Annotated in this window: 14 protein-coding genes and 1 tRNA gene; 3 read left to right on the top strand and 12 right to left on the bottom strand. The window is 58.3% G+C overall.

Annotated elements, in window-relative coordinates; translation table 11 throughout:
• Positions 1 to 62 precede the first annotated feature (62 nt).
• From AC1DIH_RS25240 to rpsU, 8 genes are all read right to left on the bottom strand, one after another.
• Positions 63 to 524, bottom strand: a complete 462-nt coding sequence (locus tag AC1DIH_RS25240; protein WP_008067391.1) for an Lrp/AsnC family transcriptional regulator — start codon at positions 522 to 524, stop codon at positions 63 to 65.
• Positions 525 to 852: 328 nt separating this feature from the next.
• A complete protein-coding gene (locus AC1DIH_RS25235; protein WP_054594326.1) occupies positions 853 to 1,095 on the bottom strand; it encodes a hypothetical protein in 243 nt (80 codons plus the stop codon).
• A gap of 10 nt (positions 1,096 to 1,105) precedes the next feature.
• Positions 1,106 to 1,606, bottom strand: a complete 501-nt coding sequence (locus tag AC1DIH_RS25230) for a hypothetical protein (protein WP_178098894.1) — start codon at positions 1,604 to 1,606, stop codon at positions 1,106 to 1,108.
• Between the two features lie 347 nt (positions 1,607 to 1,953).
• Positions 1,954 to 2,030 (bottom strand) — tRNA-Ile (locus tag AC1DIH_RS25225).
• A gap of 15 nt (positions 2,031 to 2,045) precedes the next feature.
• Positions 2,046 to 5,789: an EAL domain-containing protein gene (locus tag AC1DIH_RS25220; protein WP_477773691.1), complete on the bottom strand. Its 3,744-nt coding sequence runs from the start codon at positions 5,787 to 5,789 to the stop codon at positions 2,046 to 2,048.
• Positions 5,790 to 5,911: 122 nt separating this feature from the next.
• Complete coding sequence (gene rpoD / locus AC1DIH_RS25215) at positions 5,912 to 7,759, bottom strand: RNA polymerase sigma factor RpoD (protein ID WP_429538946.1); 1,848 nt, start codon at positions 7,757 to 7,759, stop codon at positions 5,912 to 5,914.
• 67 nt (positions 7,760 to 7,826) lie between these two features.
• Positions 7,827 to 9,788, bottom strand: coding sequence for a DNA primase (dnaG, locus tag AC1DIH_RS25210; RefSeq protein WP_477773690.1), 1,962 nt, complete (start codon positions 9,786 to 9,788; stop codon positions 7,827 to 7,829).
• Positions 9,789 to 10,277: 489 nt separating this feature from the next.
• Positions 10,278 to 10,493 (bottom strand): 30S ribosomal protein S21, encoded by a 216-nt coding sequence (gene rpsU / locus AC1DIH_RS25205; protein WP_002551877.1) that lies wholly within the window; start codon positions 10,491 to 10,493, stop codon positions 10,278 to 10,280.
• Positions 10,494 to 10,692: 199 nt separating this feature from the next.
• Between rpsU and tsaD the strand changes: the two genes are divergently transcribed.
• Positions 10,693 to 11,718 (top strand): tRNA (adenosine(37)-N6)-threonylcarbamoyltransferase complex transferase subunit TsaD, encoded by a 1,026-nt coding sequence (tsaD, locus tag AC1DIH_RS25200; protein ID WP_054594322.1) that lies wholly within the window; start codon positions 10,693 to 10,695, stop codon positions 11,716 to 11,718.
• A gap of 35 nt (positions 11,719 to 11,753) precedes the next feature.
• Here tsaD and plsY read toward each other — a convergent pair whose 3' ends face one another.
• Positions 11,754 to 12,323: a glycerol-3-phosphate 1-O-acyltransferase PlsY gene (gene plsY, locus AC1DIH_RS25195; RefSeq protein ID WP_145014434.1), complete on the bottom strand. Its 570-nt coding sequence runs from the start codon at positions 12,321 to 12,323 to the stop codon at positions 11,754 to 11,756.
• A gap of 74 nt (positions 12,324 to 12,397) precedes the next feature.
• Between plsY and folB the strand changes: the two genes are divergently transcribed.
• Both folB and folK read left to right on the top strand, forming a co-directional pair.
• On the top strand, positions 12,398 to 12,751 hold the full coding sequence (gene folB / locus AC1DIH_RS25190; protein ID WP_477773689.1) for a dihydroneopterin aldolase: 354 nt from the start codon (positions 12,398 to 12,400) through the stop codon (positions 12,749 to 12,751).
• Positions 12,742 to 13,260: a 2-amino-4-hydroxy-6-hydroxymethyldihydropteridine diphosphokinase gene (gene folK / locus AC1DIH_RS25185; RefSeq protein WP_477767330.1), complete on the top strand. Its 519-nt coding sequence runs from the start codon at positions 12,742 to 12,744 to the stop codon at positions 13,258 to 13,260. The genes folB and folK overlap by 10 nt, the downstream gene beginning before the upstream one ends.
• 90 nt (positions 13,261 to 13,350) lie before the next feature.
• Here folK and AC1DIH_RS25180 read toward each other — a convergent pair whose 3' ends face one another.
• From AC1DIH_RS25180 to AC1DIH_RS25170, 3 genes are all read right to left on the bottom strand, one after another.
• The gene (locus AC1DIH_RS25180; RefSeq protein WP_477773688.1) at positions 13,351 to 14,580 is read right to left on the bottom strand and encodes a multifunctional CCA addition/repair protein; all 1,230 of its coding nucleotides are present in this window, start codon (positions 14,578 to 14,580) and stop codon (positions 13,351 to 13,353) included.
• A gap of 63 nt (positions 14,581 to 14,643) precedes the next feature.
• Positions 14,644 to 16,206 (bottom strand): SpoVR family protein, encoded by a 1,563-nt coding sequence (locus AC1DIH_RS25175; RefSeq protein ID WP_477773687.1) that lies wholly within the window; start codon positions 16,204 to 16,206, stop codon positions 14,644 to 14,646.
• Positions 16,203 to 17,474 (bottom strand): YeaH/YhbH family protein, encoded by a 1,272-nt coding sequence (locus tag AC1DIH_RS25170; protein WP_054594316.1) that lies wholly within the window; start codon positions 17,472 to 17,474, stop codon positions 16,203 to 16,205. The genes AC1DIH_RS25175 and AC1DIH_RS25170 overlap by 4 nt, the downstream gene beginning before the upstream one ends.
• Positions 17,475 to 17,646: the final 172 nt, after the last annotated feature.

Below are 17,646 nucleotides of genomic sequence, written 5' to 3'. Positions count from 1 at the left end.
TTAATAAGACGCAATGTGTCGTCGTTTTGCAGGTTATTGATGCAATGTGACGAGTGTGACGATCAAACTGGCTGGCCGCGGTCAATCTTGCTGCTGAGGATGATCGAAGTGGTGGTTTTTTCTACGCCGTCGACGCTGCCGATCTGGTCGAGCAACTGGTCGAGTTGTTCCGGTGAATCGGTACGCAGCCAGGCCACGTAATCGAATTCGCCACTGACCGCACACAATTGCTGGACCTGCGCCATGGCGCTGAGCCGACGCAGCACTTCCTTGCCGGAGCGCGGTTGCACGGTGATCCCGACATAAGCCTGCAAACCGCCATCGACCACCCGCTGCCCGAGCCGCACGCCATAGCCAGTAATGACCCGGGCCTTTTCCAGGCGCGCCAGGCGTGACGTCACCGTGGTGCGTGCAATCCCCAATTGCCGGGCGAGCATGGCCACGCTTTCACGGGCATTGATCTGCAAGGCCGCGATCAGTTGGCGGTCGATTTCGTCGAGGACGGGAGGGCGGGTATCAGGCAAGGTCATCTCCGGCGGCACATGGCGGTGGGCGAGCATGTTACACGTTGCCGGGAAAGGGGAGCAGGCGCGCCCGCAGAGTTGGCGAGGCTGGTCAATGTGGCATTACACATTTCCGACTGCACCTGGCCTGCGTTACAGCCGCCACCCATCATTTAGCAGTGATTTTGGCGGCATCTAACCTACGTTAGGAGTTACCAGTATGTTCAAAGTAACCCCCCAATCCGCCGGCAAGGTCCAACGCTAAGATCATCGATCAACGCGCTGTTGATTGACTGTTGTCCCATATGATTTTGGGTCAGAGACGGCACCGAGAAATCGTGCCAGGGCTTCAGTCCCCCTCCGTGAACCGCCGCCGCGTCAGGAAAAGCACCACGCCCAGCGGCACGGCGAGCAGTGCTAGCAGCTCCAGGTCAAAGCCCAGCACCTGCTGCTCACCAACCTTGAAGATGCTGACCAAGCCCGTTGCCAGCAGCGCCAAACCCAGCCACTTGCGCAGCGGGTATGGTTTCAGAAACTGAACGAGGATCGCGCCCAGCACCAGAAGGACGACCGTTTGCATGATGTAGGGCATGTGCAGTTCCTCAGACCTTGATGACCAGCGTCACGACAGAGCGCTGTGGGCCAATCCCGCCATGGACCTCTCCCTCGATGCTGACCAGCACGTCACCTGCATGCAGGTTCGGCAGGGCCCCTTTGAGGTACCAGTTGACACCTGTCGTCACGACTGCACCTGAAGCCCAGCCAATGAGCGGCCCGCCCAACGCACCTACCCTCCCGGCAACGCCACCTGAGGCCGCAGCAATTCCCTTGGCGACGTTGCCGCGCATAGTGCTGATAGCATCGGCCTGCTGCCGGGTCAGGGGATTGGAAATGCAGACTGTCAGCAGGCATGGCAGGTTTCGAGCCTGCATTCGGTCGTACATATCGACGACCATGCTGTTGACTTGGTAATGGGCGCGTTTCGCTTCGCCAAAGTGCAGCTCGCGCAGGCGACCTCGGTCGCTTTCCATGAGGGTGATTTGAGACAGATTGAAGACGATCCCTTCCTCGGACCTGTACTGCGTGGTCTTCTCGAACTTCACACGCGTATCCATTCGTGCAAAAAGACGATGATTTTCTACACGCGGTGACTAGGATGCAAACGGTCTTTGATGTGAGGTCCCGGGGGAATTTGACGTCTGCACGGGTCTCATCGCCAGCAAGCCAACTCCCCGGCAGATAGCACCTCAAACGGGTGTCATGTATCTGTGGAGATCGATGGTGAGGATGTTGAGGGGTGGGTATACCCTCCATTCACGCTCGGTATCTGATAGGGCCAGCGGTCTCTGTGGGCGTTTTGTGGACACTGATAGTGAATTGAAAGGAAATGATCCATCGAGAGTGAATGTCTCAGATGCACAAAAGCCGCGCAATGCGCGGCTTTCGAGTTTGGTGGGCCCACACGGACTTGAACCGTGGACCAAAGGATTATGAGTCCTCTGCTCTAACCAACTGAGCTATAGGCCCTCAGTAGGCCGCGGATTATAGCGACGGTTTCTCGGCTGTGCTATCCGAAAAGTCTGAAACTGCGATACGAAGAAAGGTTGCGGCGAATTCATCGGCGGGTAAAGGCAGGCTGACGATGTAGCCCTGGATCTGTTCGCAACCCTCGGCAGTCAGGAATTGCTGCTGCGCGTGGGTTTCAACGCCTTCGGCAATGATCGTGAATTGCATGCTGCGGCCCAGGGCAATAATTGCGCGGACGATGGCGGCATCGTGTGGGTCGTCCGGTAGTCCGCGGACAAAGGACTGGTCAATTTTCAGGAAATCCAGCGGCAAGCGTTTGAGGTAGCTCAGCGAAGAATAACCGGTGCCGAAGTCGTCGATGGCCAACTGCACGCCCAGGCGTTTGAGCTGATGCAGGACTTCAAGTGCCTCTTCGGCCTGGCTCATGATGAAGTTTTCGGTGATTTCCAGTTGCAGGAAGCCCGGTTTGAGGCGGTTGTCCTTGAGCAATTGTTCGATGCGGACCAGCAGGTTCGGCTGGCGTAGTTGCGCTCCGGCCAGGTTGACTGACAGCGGGCCGAAACTTTCATAGCGCTGGTTCCACTCGTACATCTGCAGGCAGGCCTGTTCCAGTACCCAGTCACCGATTTGCAGGATCATGCCGTTTTCTTCGGCCAGCGGGATGAAGTGCTCGGGCGGCACATCGCCGAAGGCTGGATGCCGCCAGCGGATCAGGGCTTCGGCGCCTACCAGGCGCGGATGTTTGAGGCTCACTTTGGGTTGATAGAACAGCGTCAGCTCATTGCGCTCGATAGCGCGGCGCAATTCATGCTCCAGTGCCACGCGTTCACTGGCCTGTGCGGTCAGGTCGCGGGTATAGCTTTCAACCCTGTTGCGACCTTTGGCTTTGGAGCGGTACATCGCGGCATCGGCGTTTTTGATCAGCGTAGCGACGTCGCTGCCGTCCTTGGGGTAGAGGCTGGTGCCAATGCTGGCACTGATAAAGAACTCATGCTCGCCGGCCTGGAAGGGCGCTGTGAAGCAGTTCAGCAGCTTGTTGGCAATATGGTCGGCGTCGCTGGCTTGTTGCAGGCCCGGCAGCAGGATGATGAATTCGTCACCGCCCAGCCGCGCCACGGTATCGATGTCCCGAAGTTGCTCTTTGAGCCGCACCGCGATGCCTTTGAGCAACAGGTCGCCAACCGGATGACCCAGGCTGTCGTTGATGTGCTTGAAGCGATCGAGGTCCAGAAACAGTACGGCGCCCTGGCCACCGTTTTCCTGCTGGTTGTTGAGTGCGGTCAGCAGCCGGCTTTCGAACAGCGTTCGGTTCGGCAGCCCCGTCAGTGGGTCGTGGTGGGCCTGATAATCGAGTTTGGCCTGGGCGTGCTTGAGACTGGAGATATCGGCAAATACCGCGACGAAGTGGGTGATGAAGCGGTCTTTATTGCGCACCGCGCTGATGGTCAGCCAGCTGGGGTACAGCTCGCCATTCTTGCGGCGGTTGGAAATTTCGCCCTGCCAATGCCCTTCGGCGGTCAGTTGATGCCACATCGCCGCGTAAAAGGCGCTGTCATGCAGGCCTGAGGCGAGCAGCCTTGGCGTGTGGCCCAGGGCTTCGGTTTCGCTGTAGCCGGTGATCTCGGTAAACGCACGGTTGACGGCGCTGATGTGCTGTTGGGTGTCAGTGATCAATACGCCTTCTGCGGTGCTCTCGAATACCGTGGCGGCCTGTTGCAGTTTTTCCTGCATCAGATGCCGCTCGGTGATGTCCCGGGCGATGGTCAGCATGCAATCGTCATCGCCAATCGGCAGCGGCCGGCTGGACATCTCGCAGAGGCGGATCTGCCCATCGTTGCGGCGTATATGGCAACTGAAGTCACGCACGAAGCCGTCGCGTTTCAACAGGTCGAGCATCTGCCTGCGTTCATTCAGATTGACCCAGATGCCGAGGTCGAAGGTCGAGCGGTCCAGCGACATTGCGCTGTTGAAGCCGGTGATGCGGCTGAAGCCTTCATTGACCTCGATCAGCAGGCCGTCGCTCACGCGTGACAGCAACAAGCCGTCAGGCGAGGCATGGAAGGCTTTGGCAAATTTCTCTTCTGAGGTTTGCAGTTGTTGTTGGGTTTCCTTGAGCTGGCTGATGTCACGCACTACCACGACCAGCGCGGGGGTGGTGTCGAGCTGGAAGGGTTCGGCGGAGATCAGGCCGGTAAACACCTGGCCATTGCTGCGACGAAAGGGCATCTCCAGATTGCGAATGCTGCCGGCTTGCAAGCGCTGCAAGAGCCCGGGGCCGACACCGGCGATGCCCCAGATGTTCAGCTCGGTGGCGGTCCGTCCGATCACTTCTTCGGCAGTGAGGCCGATTTGCTCTTCGAACGCCTCGTTGACCTCCAGCAGGCAACCGTCGGACAGGCGTGCAATGACCAGAATGTCCGGGCACTGCTGGAACACCGAGGCAAACTTCTGCTCGGAGAGGCGCAAGGCTTCTTCGGTTCTTTTGGTTTCGCTGATGTCGATCATCAGCCCGCGCAGTATTGGCTCGTGGCCGTGCTCTATCAGGCTGACGATGTCGCGTACCCAGAGGCAGCGTCCGTCGGCAGTGATCACCCGGTAATCGAGGCTGTGATCGCGTCCGGCAAGTACTTCGTGATCACAAAATGCCTGGGCGCGCGTGAGGTCGGCGGGATGGATGATGTTGCGCCAGAAACCCGGAATCAGCCAATGGGACAGGGGGTAGCCGAGCAGGCCTTCGGCATGGGGAGATACGTAGCTGTACGTAAAATCGCTGATTCGCGCTTCCCAGGCTATTGCCGAAAGGCTCTCCACCAGGCCGCGGTAATGGTATTCGCTGGTGCGCAACTCCTGTTCCAGGGCTACCCGACGGGAAATTTCCGAGCTCAAGCGGCGATTGATGCGGATTACCACGGCCAGAACGGTCACCAGCAGCAGTACGCCGGGCAAGCCGTACATCAGCAGGTCGGACCAGAAGGTGCGGTGGTCGAGGACATTACCGACCCAATGCTCCTGGATGGCGCTGATTTCACCGGGGCTCATGTCCGCCAGTACTTTATCCAGAATGCCGACCAGCATTTTGTCGTCTCGCGGTACGCCCATTGCCAATTGGTAGCGATACGGCGTTTCGCCGCTGACGTAGAGCCCATCGAGTTTGAGTTGGCGAAGGCTCCAGACGCTTGAGGCCAGATCGCCGACTACCGCGTCGACCTCGTCGGTGGCCAGTGCCTGCAACGTCGAGCTGACATTGGGCATGGGGACCAGATTGAGATCGGGATGGTGGGTGCGCAGCAGTTCATGGGGGGCGTAGTTTTCCACGACGGCGACTTTCAGGCCGTAAAGGTCTTCCAGTTTGTGCGGCTGTGCGCCTTTCACATGGGCCAGGATGACGATCGGAAAGTCCAGGTAGGGCCGCGTGAACGCGAGGTAACTCTGCCGTTCGGGCGTCGACATGACGCCGGGCAAGAGGTCCAGCTTGCCCTGTTTGGCCTGTTCCAGGACTTCGGTCCAGCTCACAGGCTCAATGGGTGTGACTTTGATTGCCAGGCGCTCACGCACGATGTTGATGTAGTCAGCGGCAAGGCCTTGATAGCGACCTTGTTCATCGCGAAATTCAAATGGTGGCCAGGAAGCGTCGACACCCAGGCGCAGTTCCGGGTGAGCCGCAAGCCAGACACGTTCTTCGTCGGTCAGTGTCAGCGCGCCAGCCGTTGCGGTCCAGGTCATCAGCAATAGCAAAAGCACGGCCGGCAGTCTGGGCATAACGGTCTCGTTATGGCTTGGGGGGAATGTTTCGAGTGTAGACGGGCTATGCGGAGGGAGCGAAGGGAAGGGGATTTAATCTATAGAAAGCAAAACCCCCGGCAGGGCCGGGGGTTTTGTGATCACTCGTCGAGGAAGGAGCGCAAATGCTCGCTTCTCGTCGGGTGGCGCAGCTTGCGCAGCGCCTTGGCTTCGATCTGACGAATCCGCTCACGGGTAACGTCGAACTGCTTACCAACCTCCTCGAGGGTGTGGTCGGTATTCATGTCGATACCGAAGCGCATGCGCAGAACCTTGGCTTCACGGGCAGTGAGGCCGGAGAGAACTTCGCGAGTCGCTTCTTTAAGGCTCTCAACGGTAGCAACATCGATTGGCGACTGCATGGTCGAGTCTTCGATGAAGTCACCCAGATGGGAGTCTTCGTCATCACCGATCGGGGTTTCCATGGAGATCGGCTCTTTAGCGATCTTCAATACCTTGCGGATCTTGTCCTCAGGCATTTCCATGCGTTCACCCAGCTCTTCCGGGGTCGGTTCGCGACCCATTTCCTGCAACATCTGGCGGGAAATGCGGTTGAGCTTGTTGATCGTCTCGATCATGTGCACCGGAATACGGATGGTGCGGGCCTGGTCGGCGATCGAGCGAGTGATCGCCTGACGGATCCACCAGGTGGCATAAGTCGAGAATTTGTAGCCGCGGCGGTATTCGAACTTGTCTACCGCTTTCATCAAACCGATGTTGCCTTCCTGGATCAGATCGAGGAATTGCAGGCCACGGTTGGTGTACTTCTTGGCGATGGAGATCACCAGACGCAAGTTGGCTTCGACCATCTCTTTCTTCGCGCGGCGGGCCTTGGCCTCACCGATCGACATGCGACGGTTGATGTCCTTGATCTCGGCAATCTTCAAGCCGGTTTCGGCTTCAAGTGCGGTCAGCTTCTGCTGGCAGCGAACGATGTCGGCTTGCAGGCGACCAATGGCTTCAGCGTATTTGCTTTTGCCTTTGGCCAGCGCTTCGGTCCAGCTTTCGTCAACTTCGTTGCCCGGGAACTGGCGCAGGAAGTCGGCACGCGGCATGCGTGCATCACGAACGCAAAGCTGCATGATCGCGCGCTCTTGCTGACGCAGACGATCCAGGGCGCTACGTACACGCTCAACCAGGCCTTCGAATTGCTTCGGAACCAGTTTGATCGGCATGAACAGCTCAGCCAGTGCCAACATCTCGGCAATGGCCTGCTTGTTTTCACGACCGTACTTTTTCAGCGCCTTGCGGGTGATTTCCGCTTGATCGGCCACTGCGCCAAAACGCTGCGCAGCGATGACCGGATCCGGACCGCTTTCGGCTTCTTCTTCGTCGTCACTGGCTTCAGCGTCGTCGTCATCGGTGTCGTCATCCGCTTTCACGGCTTTCGGGTCGACAGGCGGCGGCACTTCTGCAGCAGGTGGCGCAATGCCGTCGTCCGGGTCGATATAACCGCTCAGGACGTCGGACAGGCGGCCACCTTCGGTGGTGACGCGAGTGTATTCGGAGAGAATGTGGTCAACCGTGCCAGGGAAGTGCGCAATTGCGCCCATCACTTCACGGATGCCCTCTTCAATACGTTTGGCGATTTCGATTTCGCCTTCACGTGTGAGGAGCTCTACGGTACCCATTTCGCGCATGTACATGCGCACCGGGTCGGTAGTGCGACCAATGTCGGTCTCAACCGCTGCCAACGCTGCCGCCGCTTCTTCTGCGGCTGCTTCGTCGGTATCGGCGTCGGCCAGCATAAGGGAATCCTTATCTGGCGCAACCTCGAATACGTTGATCCCCATGTCATTGATCATGCGGATGATGTCTTCCACCTGTTCCGGATCTGAAATATCCTCCGGCAGGTGGTCGTTGACCTCCGCGTAAGTCAGGTAACCCTGCTCACGACCAAGGGTGATCAACTCTTTGATACGAGACTGCTGTTGCGCTTTTCCGGACATAACACCCTATCCACTGAAGGTCTTGGCGGGCAAAAAACAAGCCGAGGATTATACCTTAGCTATGACCTCACGCGCCACTTGAGGTCGGGTTTGATGTGGAAACATTCCGTTTTAGTAGGTCGCGCATCTGATTTGCTATTTGATGCGCTTCCTCGGCAGTCAATCCTGGCTGCCGTGCTTTCTTGATAAGGTCGTCGAGGGTCTGCGTGTGCTGACCGGCTGATAACCTAGTAATGGTGTCTAAAAACTGTTGTTCAAGGTTGTCGCCTTCAATTAGCCACTCCTTTTCTGCGAGTGCTTTAAGCAGGCGTCCTTGCTCGGTTCCATGCCAGCGGGCCATTAGCTGGATAGAGTTTAGCTTAGGATTTTTTTGCACAGCCTCGATCAGGGCTATTAGCAGTTGCGCATAAGTGTTGCTTTCATTTGCGAAGTGGTCGGCGGTTTCAACTTTACCGGCCAGTTGCGGGTGATGAATTAGCGTGCGCAACGCAATCAAGGTGGGGGCCTCGACAGCAATCGGAATGCGGGGAGGGCTGCGCTCATCGCGTTTGCCTTTCTTGTCCCAGGGTTTGTTATCCCACTTCTTGCCGCCGCTGCCCGGTTTTTTCGGCGTCCACTCCTGTTGAGGTATGTAGGCCTCTTGCGGTTGGTGGTAGTCGGAATAATCCGGCATGGCGTCGTAATCGATGCCAGGGTCGTAGGCGGGAGGAGCATCCTGTGGTGCGCTGTGCACCAGTTGGCTGACGGCTTCGCTGTTCAGGCCGGTAATTTCGGTCAGGCGCTGGCGCATCAGGGTGCGCAGGTTGGCCCCCGGCACTTTGTCGATCAGCGGCGCGGCAAGGGTGGCCATGTGGGCCTTGCCTTCGAGCGAGCGCGGATCGGACTCCTCGGTCAGTTGCTGAAAGAAATAGTCGGCCAATGGCTGGGCGTGTTGATTGATGCGCGCGCGAAAGGCGTCAGTGCCTTCGGAGCGGATCAGCGTGTCCGGGTCTTCGCCTTCGGGCAGGAACAGGAAGCGCGCACGCCGTCCGTCTTGCAGGCTCGAAAGCGTTGACTCCAGGGCGCGCCACGCGGCATTGCGGCCAGCCTGGTCGCCGTCGAAGCAGAACAGCACGTTGGGCACCACGCGAAACAGCCGCTTCAAGTGTTCTTCGCTGGTGGCGGTGCCGAGCGTGGCAACGGCATTGCGCAAGCCTTGCTGGGCCAGGGCGATGACGTCCATGTAGCCTTCGACGACGATGATTTCGTCGAGATTGCGGTTGTTCTTACGTGCTTCATACAGGCCGTAGAGTTCCTGGCCTTTATGAAATACCGGGGTTTCCGGTGAGTTCAGGTATTTCGGTTTGTCATCGCCCAGTACCCGGCCGCCAAACGCGATGATCCGCCCGCGGCTGTCGCGAATCGGGAACATCACGCGGTCGCGAAAGCGATCATAGCGTTTGCCGGTTTCGGCGTTCTCGATCAGCAGGCCGGCGTCGATCATGGCTTTTTGTTGCAGGGTGTCGCTGCTCAGATGCTTGAACAGGTTGTCCCAGCCTGGAGGTGCGAAGCCGAGGCCGAAATCGCGGGCGATCTCGCCGGTCAGGCCGCGGCCCTTCAAGTAGTCGACAGCTGCTTTTCGCGCCGGATGGCTTTTCAGTGCCTGGCGGTAGAAATCAGCAGCGGCGGTCAGCAGTGGGTAGAGTGGCGAGTCGGTCGGTTGTCGCGGTTTATGCGGGCGACCGCTTTCCTCGCGGGGTATTTCCATGCCGACGGCTTTGGCCAGTTCTTCGACAGCCTGGGGAAAATCCAGGTTGTCGTGGTCCATGATGAAGCCGAGGGCATTGCCACCAGCGCCGCAGCCAAAGCAGTAGTAGAACTGTTTGTCCGGGCTGACACTGAAGGAGGGGGTTTTTTCTTTGTGAAACGGGCAGCAGGCGGTGTAGTTCTTGCCGGCTTTTTTCATTTGCAGGCGCGAGCTGACCACATCGACGATGTCGGTGCGGTTCAGAAGGTCGTCAATAAAGCTCTGGGGAATTAGCCCGGCCATGGCGTTCTCGTCATCACTGCGCTGAAAATCTGACCCGCGCGAAAGGCGGCCTGATGCTGGTCATTATGTTGAGGCGCGGAGAATGTGCGGCTCGACCAGGTATCGTCTGCGTATTCGCTGTCGGGAAGTGTATCTGCCGAAAATCCGTTGACGTTAGTGCTCATCGGTATTCGACTGTTTGAAAGTGTTGCGCTGAGTCCGCATTGGCCAAAGGGAGGCCTCGGATAGCTCATAAGTGGGCACGCAAAATCGTGCCTTGGGCTGATCGTCGTGAGAGGAGTCAGTAAAAGGTTGTGCTCGTCAGTAGCCTTGGAAGGCTCGTCAGAAGAGACGTGCACCGCTGGCAAAAGAGCCAGGTCTGACGTGTGAAGCAGGTTTGTCTCGGTCGCGTCTGCGGCTTTGACAGTGAAGCATCAAGCGATATCCGCAAATGCCATAAGCCCGGCTGAGGGCCGGGCTTGGCAGAAGCTTGCTACGAACGTCTGTGTATTAGTACAGACGAACGGCGCGGCGCTGTTCGCGCTGAACTTTCTTGGCGTGACGCTTAACAGCGGCTGCTGCTTTACGCTTACGCTCAGAAGTCGGCTTCTCGTAAAATTCGCGGCTACGAACTTCAGCCAGAACACCGGCTTTTTCGCAGGAGCGCTTGAAACGACGCAGAGCTACGTCGAAGGGTTCGTTCTCTTTAACTTTGACGGCTGGCATCCAGAGCTACCTTCATTCATTACCGGGGTCAACATCCTCGCGGCAAAAGTGCACTTGAAGACGTCGGTTTTTAAGGGTTGCGGATGTTAACCCCTCATCGCTCGGAATGCAAAGCCTCTGATCGAAAACCGCTGGTCGGGGCATCACGTGGCGACTATTATGCGCGCCTTCGAATTTAGCCTAAACAAGGCGCAAACCCATGCTAGTACTGGGATTAGAAACCTCCTGCGACGAAACCGGCGTCGCACTTTACGACAGTGAAAAAGGCCTGCTGGCCGATGCACTGTTCAGCCAGATCGACCTTCATCGCGCCTATGGTGGCGTGGTGCCGGAGCTGGCTTCGCGTGATCACGTCAAACGTATGCTGCCCTTGATTCGTCAGGTGTTGGCTGAAGCCGACTGCGTGCCGACCGAGATCGATGCCATCGCCTACACCGCGGGTCCTGGCCTGGTCGGCGCCTTGCTGGTGGGAGCGTCCTGCGCTCAGGCGCTGGCGTTTGCCTGGGGTATTCCAGCCTTGGGCGTGCACCACATGGAAGGTCACTTGCTGGCGCCGATGCTGGAGCCGCAACCTCCCGAGTTTCCGTTCGTCGCTTTGTTGGTGTCCGGTGGTCATACCCAGCTGGTTCGGGTCGATGGCATCGGTCAATACGAGTTGTTGGGCGAGACGCTGGATGACGCTGCCGGCGAGGCGTTCGACAAGACCGCGAAAATGATGGGCCTCAATTACCCTGGCGGTCCGGAAATCGCGCGATTGGCCGCGCAAGGCGTTGCCGGACGCTTCGTATTTCCACGTCCGATGTGCGATCGGCCAGGTCTGGATTTCAGTTTCAGCGGCTTGAAAACCTTTGCCTTGAACACGTGGCAGCAGTGCGTCAGCGCTGGGGACGACGGCGAGCAAACACGCAGCGACATCTCGCTGGCCTTCCAGCAGGCGGTGGTGGAGACTCTGACCATCAAGTGCAAGCGTGCCCTGAAACAGGCCGGTCTCAAGCGTCTGGTGATCGCTGGCGGCGTCAGTGCGAACAAGGCTTTGCGCGTTTCCCTGGAGAAGATGCTTGGCGACATGAAGGGCGACGTTTACTACGCACGCCCGGAGTTCTGCACCGATAACGGCGCGATGATCGCTTTTGCCGGGTGTCAGCGGTTACAGGCCGGTCAGCAGGAAAGTCTGGCGATCAGCGTGCAGGCGCGTTGGCCGATGGAGCAGTTGTCGCCTGTGTAAAGACGGGTGAGCCAGGGCGTACTCGGCGAACGTATTTAAAAATGCCGTTCGCGCCCGGCAAACAGGTCGCGTAGATTGCCGCGATGGCGCCAGACGATCAGTGCTGTCAGCGCGCTCATGGGCAGCAATGCTCCCGGCTCCTGCCAGGCCAGCAGTGGCAGGGTCAGGGGCGTAGCGATCAGGGCGGCCAGCGAGCTGGTGCGTGTGAGGTAGAAGGTCAGTAGCCATGCGCCGATAGCCAGGAGCGCCGCCGGAGGGTAAAGCCCCAGCAGCATGCCGGCAGCCGTTGCAACACCTTTGCCGCCGCGAAAGCGGAAGTACAGCGGATACAGATGGCCGATCACGGCATAGACGCCGACCCAGGCCTGTTGCTGTACCGAGAGACCCGCAAGCCCTGCAACCAACACGGGTAGCAGGCCTTTGCAGAGGTCGCCGAGCAAGGTCAGGACGGCGAGTTTTTTGCCGGCCAGGCGTAACATGTTGGTGGCACCGGCATTACCCGAGCCACTCATTCGCGGATCGGGGTTACCGGTCAGGCGGCTGAGCAAAATGGCAAAGGACAGAGAGCCAAGCAGGTAGGCGAGGATCGCCAGTAACCAAAACATGCTAACTATTCCGGGCGAGGACGCCCTGATTCTAACGGCGCATTGCGCCCTTGTCGTGCTGCGGAGAAGAGTGCTTGGACAGAGTGTTTATCGAGGGCCTGGAAGTCGACACGGTGATCGGTGCCTACGACTGGGAGCGCGGCATCCGTCAGTGTCTGCGCTTTGATCTGAATTTCGCCTGGGACAATCGCCCGGCAGCGGCCGGTGATGACCTGGCCCTGGCGCTCGACTACGCCAGCGTGACAGCGCGTATTCAGGCGTTCGCCGAGCAGGCGCAGTACCAGCTGGTTGAAACCTTTGCCGAGCGTCTGGCCGAAGTCTTGATGAGTGAATTCAAGATTACCTGGCTGCGCCTCAAGCTGACCAAGCCGGGGGCTATCCCGGCTGCAACGGGCGTGGGCGTGGAGATCGAGCGCGGATGTCGCTAACTCAGGTATTTCTTGGGCTCGGCAGTAATGTCGAGCGCGAAGCTCATTTGCAGGCTGGGCTGGAAGCACTTGCCGGTTTTCTGGTGGATATACGCTGTTCGGCGGTGTTCGAAAGTCAGCCGGTGGGGATCAAGAGCGGGCCTTTTTTCAATTTCGTGGTGTCGGCGTTTACCGATCTGCCGTTGATGGAACTGGACCGTCGGTTGAAGTTTATCGAGGCCGACAACGGTCGTTATGCCCCTGATCGCAAGGGTTTGCCGTTGGATATCGACGTGCTGTTGTATGGCGATCTGGTGGGTAATTTCGACGGATTGATCCTGCCGCGAGCGGAAATCCTGAAAAATGCCTTTGTGCTGTGGCCGTTGTCGCTGATAGCGCCGGACAGGGTGCATCCCGGCGTAGGTAAAAGTTTTGCGACGCTGTGGGCGGAGGCGCAGATTGATCAGGTTCTGGCGCCTGTGGCGTTTGAGTGGCGCGGTGAGCAGTTGACCCCTTCGGATCTGCTGTGACCTGATTGACGCCTTCGCGAGCAAGCTCGCTCCCGCAAGAGTCAGCACAAAGCCTGTGGGAGCTTGCTCGCGAAGGCGATCCGATGATGCTCAGGAGGAGGCAGTTTCCTTGTAGGCCTTCAGCGCTTTGAGCCGTTCGCGCTTCAAGGCCTCGCCCAGCTCCGGGCCTTTGAATCCCTGTTCCAGCAAAGGCTGAACCGCCACGGTGCGTGCGGCGGTCGCCGCGCCTCGCAAATAATCCGCTTGTGGATAACTTCTCTGCTCGAGGCCTTTGCGGCCGCGGGCGTCCATTTCGCAGGCGTTGATGAATTCTTCAAAGCGCTGCGGCCGTCGGTAAACGTCGAAACTCTGCAGCAACTCCAGCAATGTCGAAGGCTTCAGTTCCAGTGCGCGATGACCATGGGTGTGATATTCGCCCACCAGCAACGCCAGATCCTGGCAGTCGCGCGGCGCCTTGAAGCGCTCGTTGACTGCTTTGATCAGCTTCAGGCCCTTGCGCTCGTGAGCGATGTGTTGGGGCCACTGGCTCTCAGGTGTCAGGCCTTTGCCCAGATCATGCAGCAGGCAGGCCCAGCGCACGGTCAGCGGCTGCTTGTGCAGGGCAGCCTGCTCGAGAACGGCCAGGGTGTGCACGCCGCTGTCGATTTCCGGGTGGTGGGCTTCGGGTTGTGGCACGCCGAACAGCGCTGCAATCTCGGGGATCAAGACGTTCAGGGCGCCACAGTCACGCAAAACCTGGATGAATACTTGCGGCTGATCTTCCATCAGCGCGCGGGAAATTTCTTTCCAGCTGCGCTCTGCGGTCAGGGCCTCAAGCTCGCCTGACTCGCTGAGCTGGCGCATCAGTTCCAGGGTCTCCGGGGCTACCGTGAACCCGAGCCCGGCATAACGCGCGGCGAAACGGGCAACGCGCAGAACTCGGAGAGGATCTTCGGCGAACGCGGGGGAAACGTGGCGAAGCAGACGTGCTTCAAGGTCGCGCTGGCCGTGATACGGATCGGTCAATTGACCGTGATCGTCTTCGGCCATGGCATTGATCGTCAGATCGCGACGAATCAGGTCTTCTTCCAGGGTGACTTCCGGGCTGGCATGGAAGGTGAAGCCGCCGTAGCCGCGTCCGCTTTTGCGTTCGGTGCGGGCAAGCGCGTATTCCTCGCCGCTTTTGGGGTGAAGGAATACCGGAAAATCGGCGCCTACCGGGCGATAGCCCTTGGCGAGCATTTCTTCGGTGCTGGCGCCCACCACCACCCAGTCGATGTCGGTAACAGGCTTGCCGAGCAGGCGATCACGGACCGCACCGCCGACTTTATAAATCTGCATAAAAAACCTCCGTTAGCCCGACAGGATAACCCTTGCGTCGAACTTTCGGAGGTCCGGCTGACATCAAAGATGAATGACGGCGAGGTCCATCCGACCGTATTCACCCTCGCTATGCTCGCCTTTTGGCGGGACATGATGGGTTTTCATTACCAGGTCACCTTGCAGGGTTTCCAGGTGAATATCGAAGCCCCAGAGGCGGTGCAGGTGCTTGAGCACTTCCTCGGTGGAGTCTCCGAGTGGTTTGCGATCATGTTGTTGATGGCGCAGTGTCAGCGAGCGGTCCCCGCGCCGGTCGATGCTGTAGATCTGTATGTTCGGTTCGCGGTTGCCCAGGTTGTACTGCGCTGCCAGGGTTTCACGAATGGTCCGATAGCCTTCTTCGTCATGAATGGCTGGCACCAGCAGGTCGTCCTTCTGGTCGTCATCGAGAATGCTGAACAGTTTCAGGTCACGAATCACTTTGGGTGACAGGTACTGCAGGATGAAGCTTTCGTCCTTGAAGCTGCTCATGGCGAACTTGATGCTCGACAGCCAGTCGGTCCCGGCGATTTCAGGGAACCAGCGGTAATCCTCTTCAGTAGGGGATTCGCACATGCGCCGAATGTCGCGGTACATGGAAAAACCCAGGGTATAGGGATTGATCCCGTTGTAGTACGGGCTGTCGAACCCGGGCTGGAAGATTACGCTGGTGTGGGAGGCCAGGAACTCCATCATGAAGCCGTCGGTCACCAGGCCCTCGTCGTACAGGTCGTTCATCAGGGTGTAGTGCCAGAACGTCGCCCAGCCCTCGTTCATGACCTGAGTCTGACGCTGCGGATAAAAGTACTGCGCGATCTTGCGCACGATCCGTACGATTTCCCGTTGCCATGGCTCCAGCAGCGGGGCGTGCTTTTCGATGAAGTAGAGGATGTTCTCTTGCGGTTCTGCCGGAAAGCGTGCGTTGTCCTTCTCGTTGTACTTGTCTGCGCCTTTTGGAATGGTGCGCCACAGGTCGTTGATCTGCTTTTGCAGGTGTTCTTCACGATCCTTTTGCCGGCGTCGCTCTTCTTCCGCGGAAATCGGATAAGGACGTTTGTAGCGATCGACACCGTAGTTCATCAGCGCATGACAGGAGTCCAGCAGGTCTTCCACGGCATCGATGCCGTGGCGTTCCTCGCATTGCATGATGTACTGCTTGGCAAACACCAGGTAATCGATGATCGAACTGGCATCAGTCCAGGTGCGGAACAGGTAATTACCCTTGAAAAAGCTGTTGTGGCCGTAGCAGGCATGGGCCACTACCAACGCCTGCATGCAGATGGTGTTTTCTTCCATCAGGTAGGCGATGCACGGGTCCGAGTTGATCACGATCTCGTAGGCCAGCCCCATCTGGCCGCGACTGTAGGACTTCTCGGTACTGAGGAAGTGTTTGCCATAGGACCAGTGGTGATAGCCCAGCGGCATGCCGACAGAGGCGTAGGCATCCATCATCTGCTCGGCAGTAATCACTTCGATCTGGTTTGGGTAGGTATCGAGCGCGTAGCGGGCCGCAAGACGACTGATTTCCCGGTCGTAGGCCTGGATCAGCTCGAACGTCCATTCGGAGCCTGTAGATATGGGTTGGCGCTTCTGCTCTTTGGCGGTCATGTCACTAACCTGCGCTGGAAGAGTTCACGGAAAACCGGATAGATATCCCCGGCCGAGACCAGTTGTTGCTGGGCAAACGTGTCGGAAAAGGCTTCGCTGATACGCTCGTATTCGTACCACAGGGCCTGGTGTTCGCGGGGGGTAATCTCCACATAAGTGTAGTACTGCACGAATGGCATGATCTGGTTGATCAGGATGTCGCGGCAGATCGGCGAGTCATCGTTCCAGTTATCACCGTCGGAAGCCTGCGCCGCGTAAATGTTCCAGTCGTTGCTTGGATAACGCTCAGCCATGATCTCCTGCATCAGTTTCAGGGCGCTGGAAACGATGGTGCCGCCGGTTTCGCGAGAGTAGAAGAACTCTTCCTCATCAACTTCCCGGGCGCTGGTGTGGTGGCGGATGAACACCACATCGATTTTCTCGTAGTTACGCTTGAGGAACAGGTACAGCAGGATGAAGAACCGTTTGGCGATGTCCTTGGTGGCCTGGGTCATGGAGCCGGAAACGTCCATCAGGCAGAACATTACCGCCTTGGAGCTGGGGTTGGGCTGCTTGATCAGCAGGTTGTACTTGAGGTCGAAGGTGTCGAGAAATGGCACGCGATTGATGCGCGCGCTCAAACGCTCGATTTCTGCCTCGATTTCCTGAATATCGCCGAAGTTGTCCGGTTCTTCCTGTTTAAGTCGCGCCAGTTCCTCTTTTGCTACCCGCAGTTTCTCCCGGCTGCTGCCTGACAGCGCAATGCGCCGTGCATGGGCCGAGCGCAGGGTGCGGATGATGTTGATCCGTGAAGGGTTGCCTTCGTTGCTGATACCGGCGCGCACGGTCTTGAAGGTGTCGGTGCCGCTCAGGTTGCGTTTGACCAGGTTTGGCAGCTCCAGGTCCTCGAACATGAATTCGAGAAATTCTTCCTGGGTGATCTGGAACACAAACTCGTCCATGCCCTCGCCGGAGTTGCCGGCCTTGCCGGGGCCTCTGCCGCCGCCACCTCCCGGCGGACGAGCAATATGCTCACCGCTGGTGAACTCCTTGTTGCCGGGATGCACGATGGTCTGCTTGCCACCGCGACCATGGTGAAGCACTGGCTCGTCGATATCGCGACCAGGAATGCTGATTTGCTCACCGTGTTCCATATCGGTAATGGAACGCCGGCTAACCGCCTCTTCGACAGCCTTCTTGATGTGATCACGGTAACGCCGCAGAAACCGCTGACGGTTTACCGTGCTCTTGTTTTTGCCATTGAGACGTCGGTCGATCACATAGCTCATGACTGCTCCTTAGAAGCTGTCTTGAGAAATCGCGAGCAAGTCTGGCGGTAATGGGCGCGGGGCAGGAGGCGCGATCTTGCGCCTCCCGTACCACCTGCGCGTTGCCTGGACTTCGCTGCCGATTTCCAAACACCTTCCTGAAACCTGTGTAACAGAAATTTATTACGCAGGC

The sequence above is a fragment of the Pseudomonas sp. 05N36 genome (genome assembly GCF_056397385.1).
This window is presented reverse-complemented; position numbering and strand designations above follow the sequence as displayed.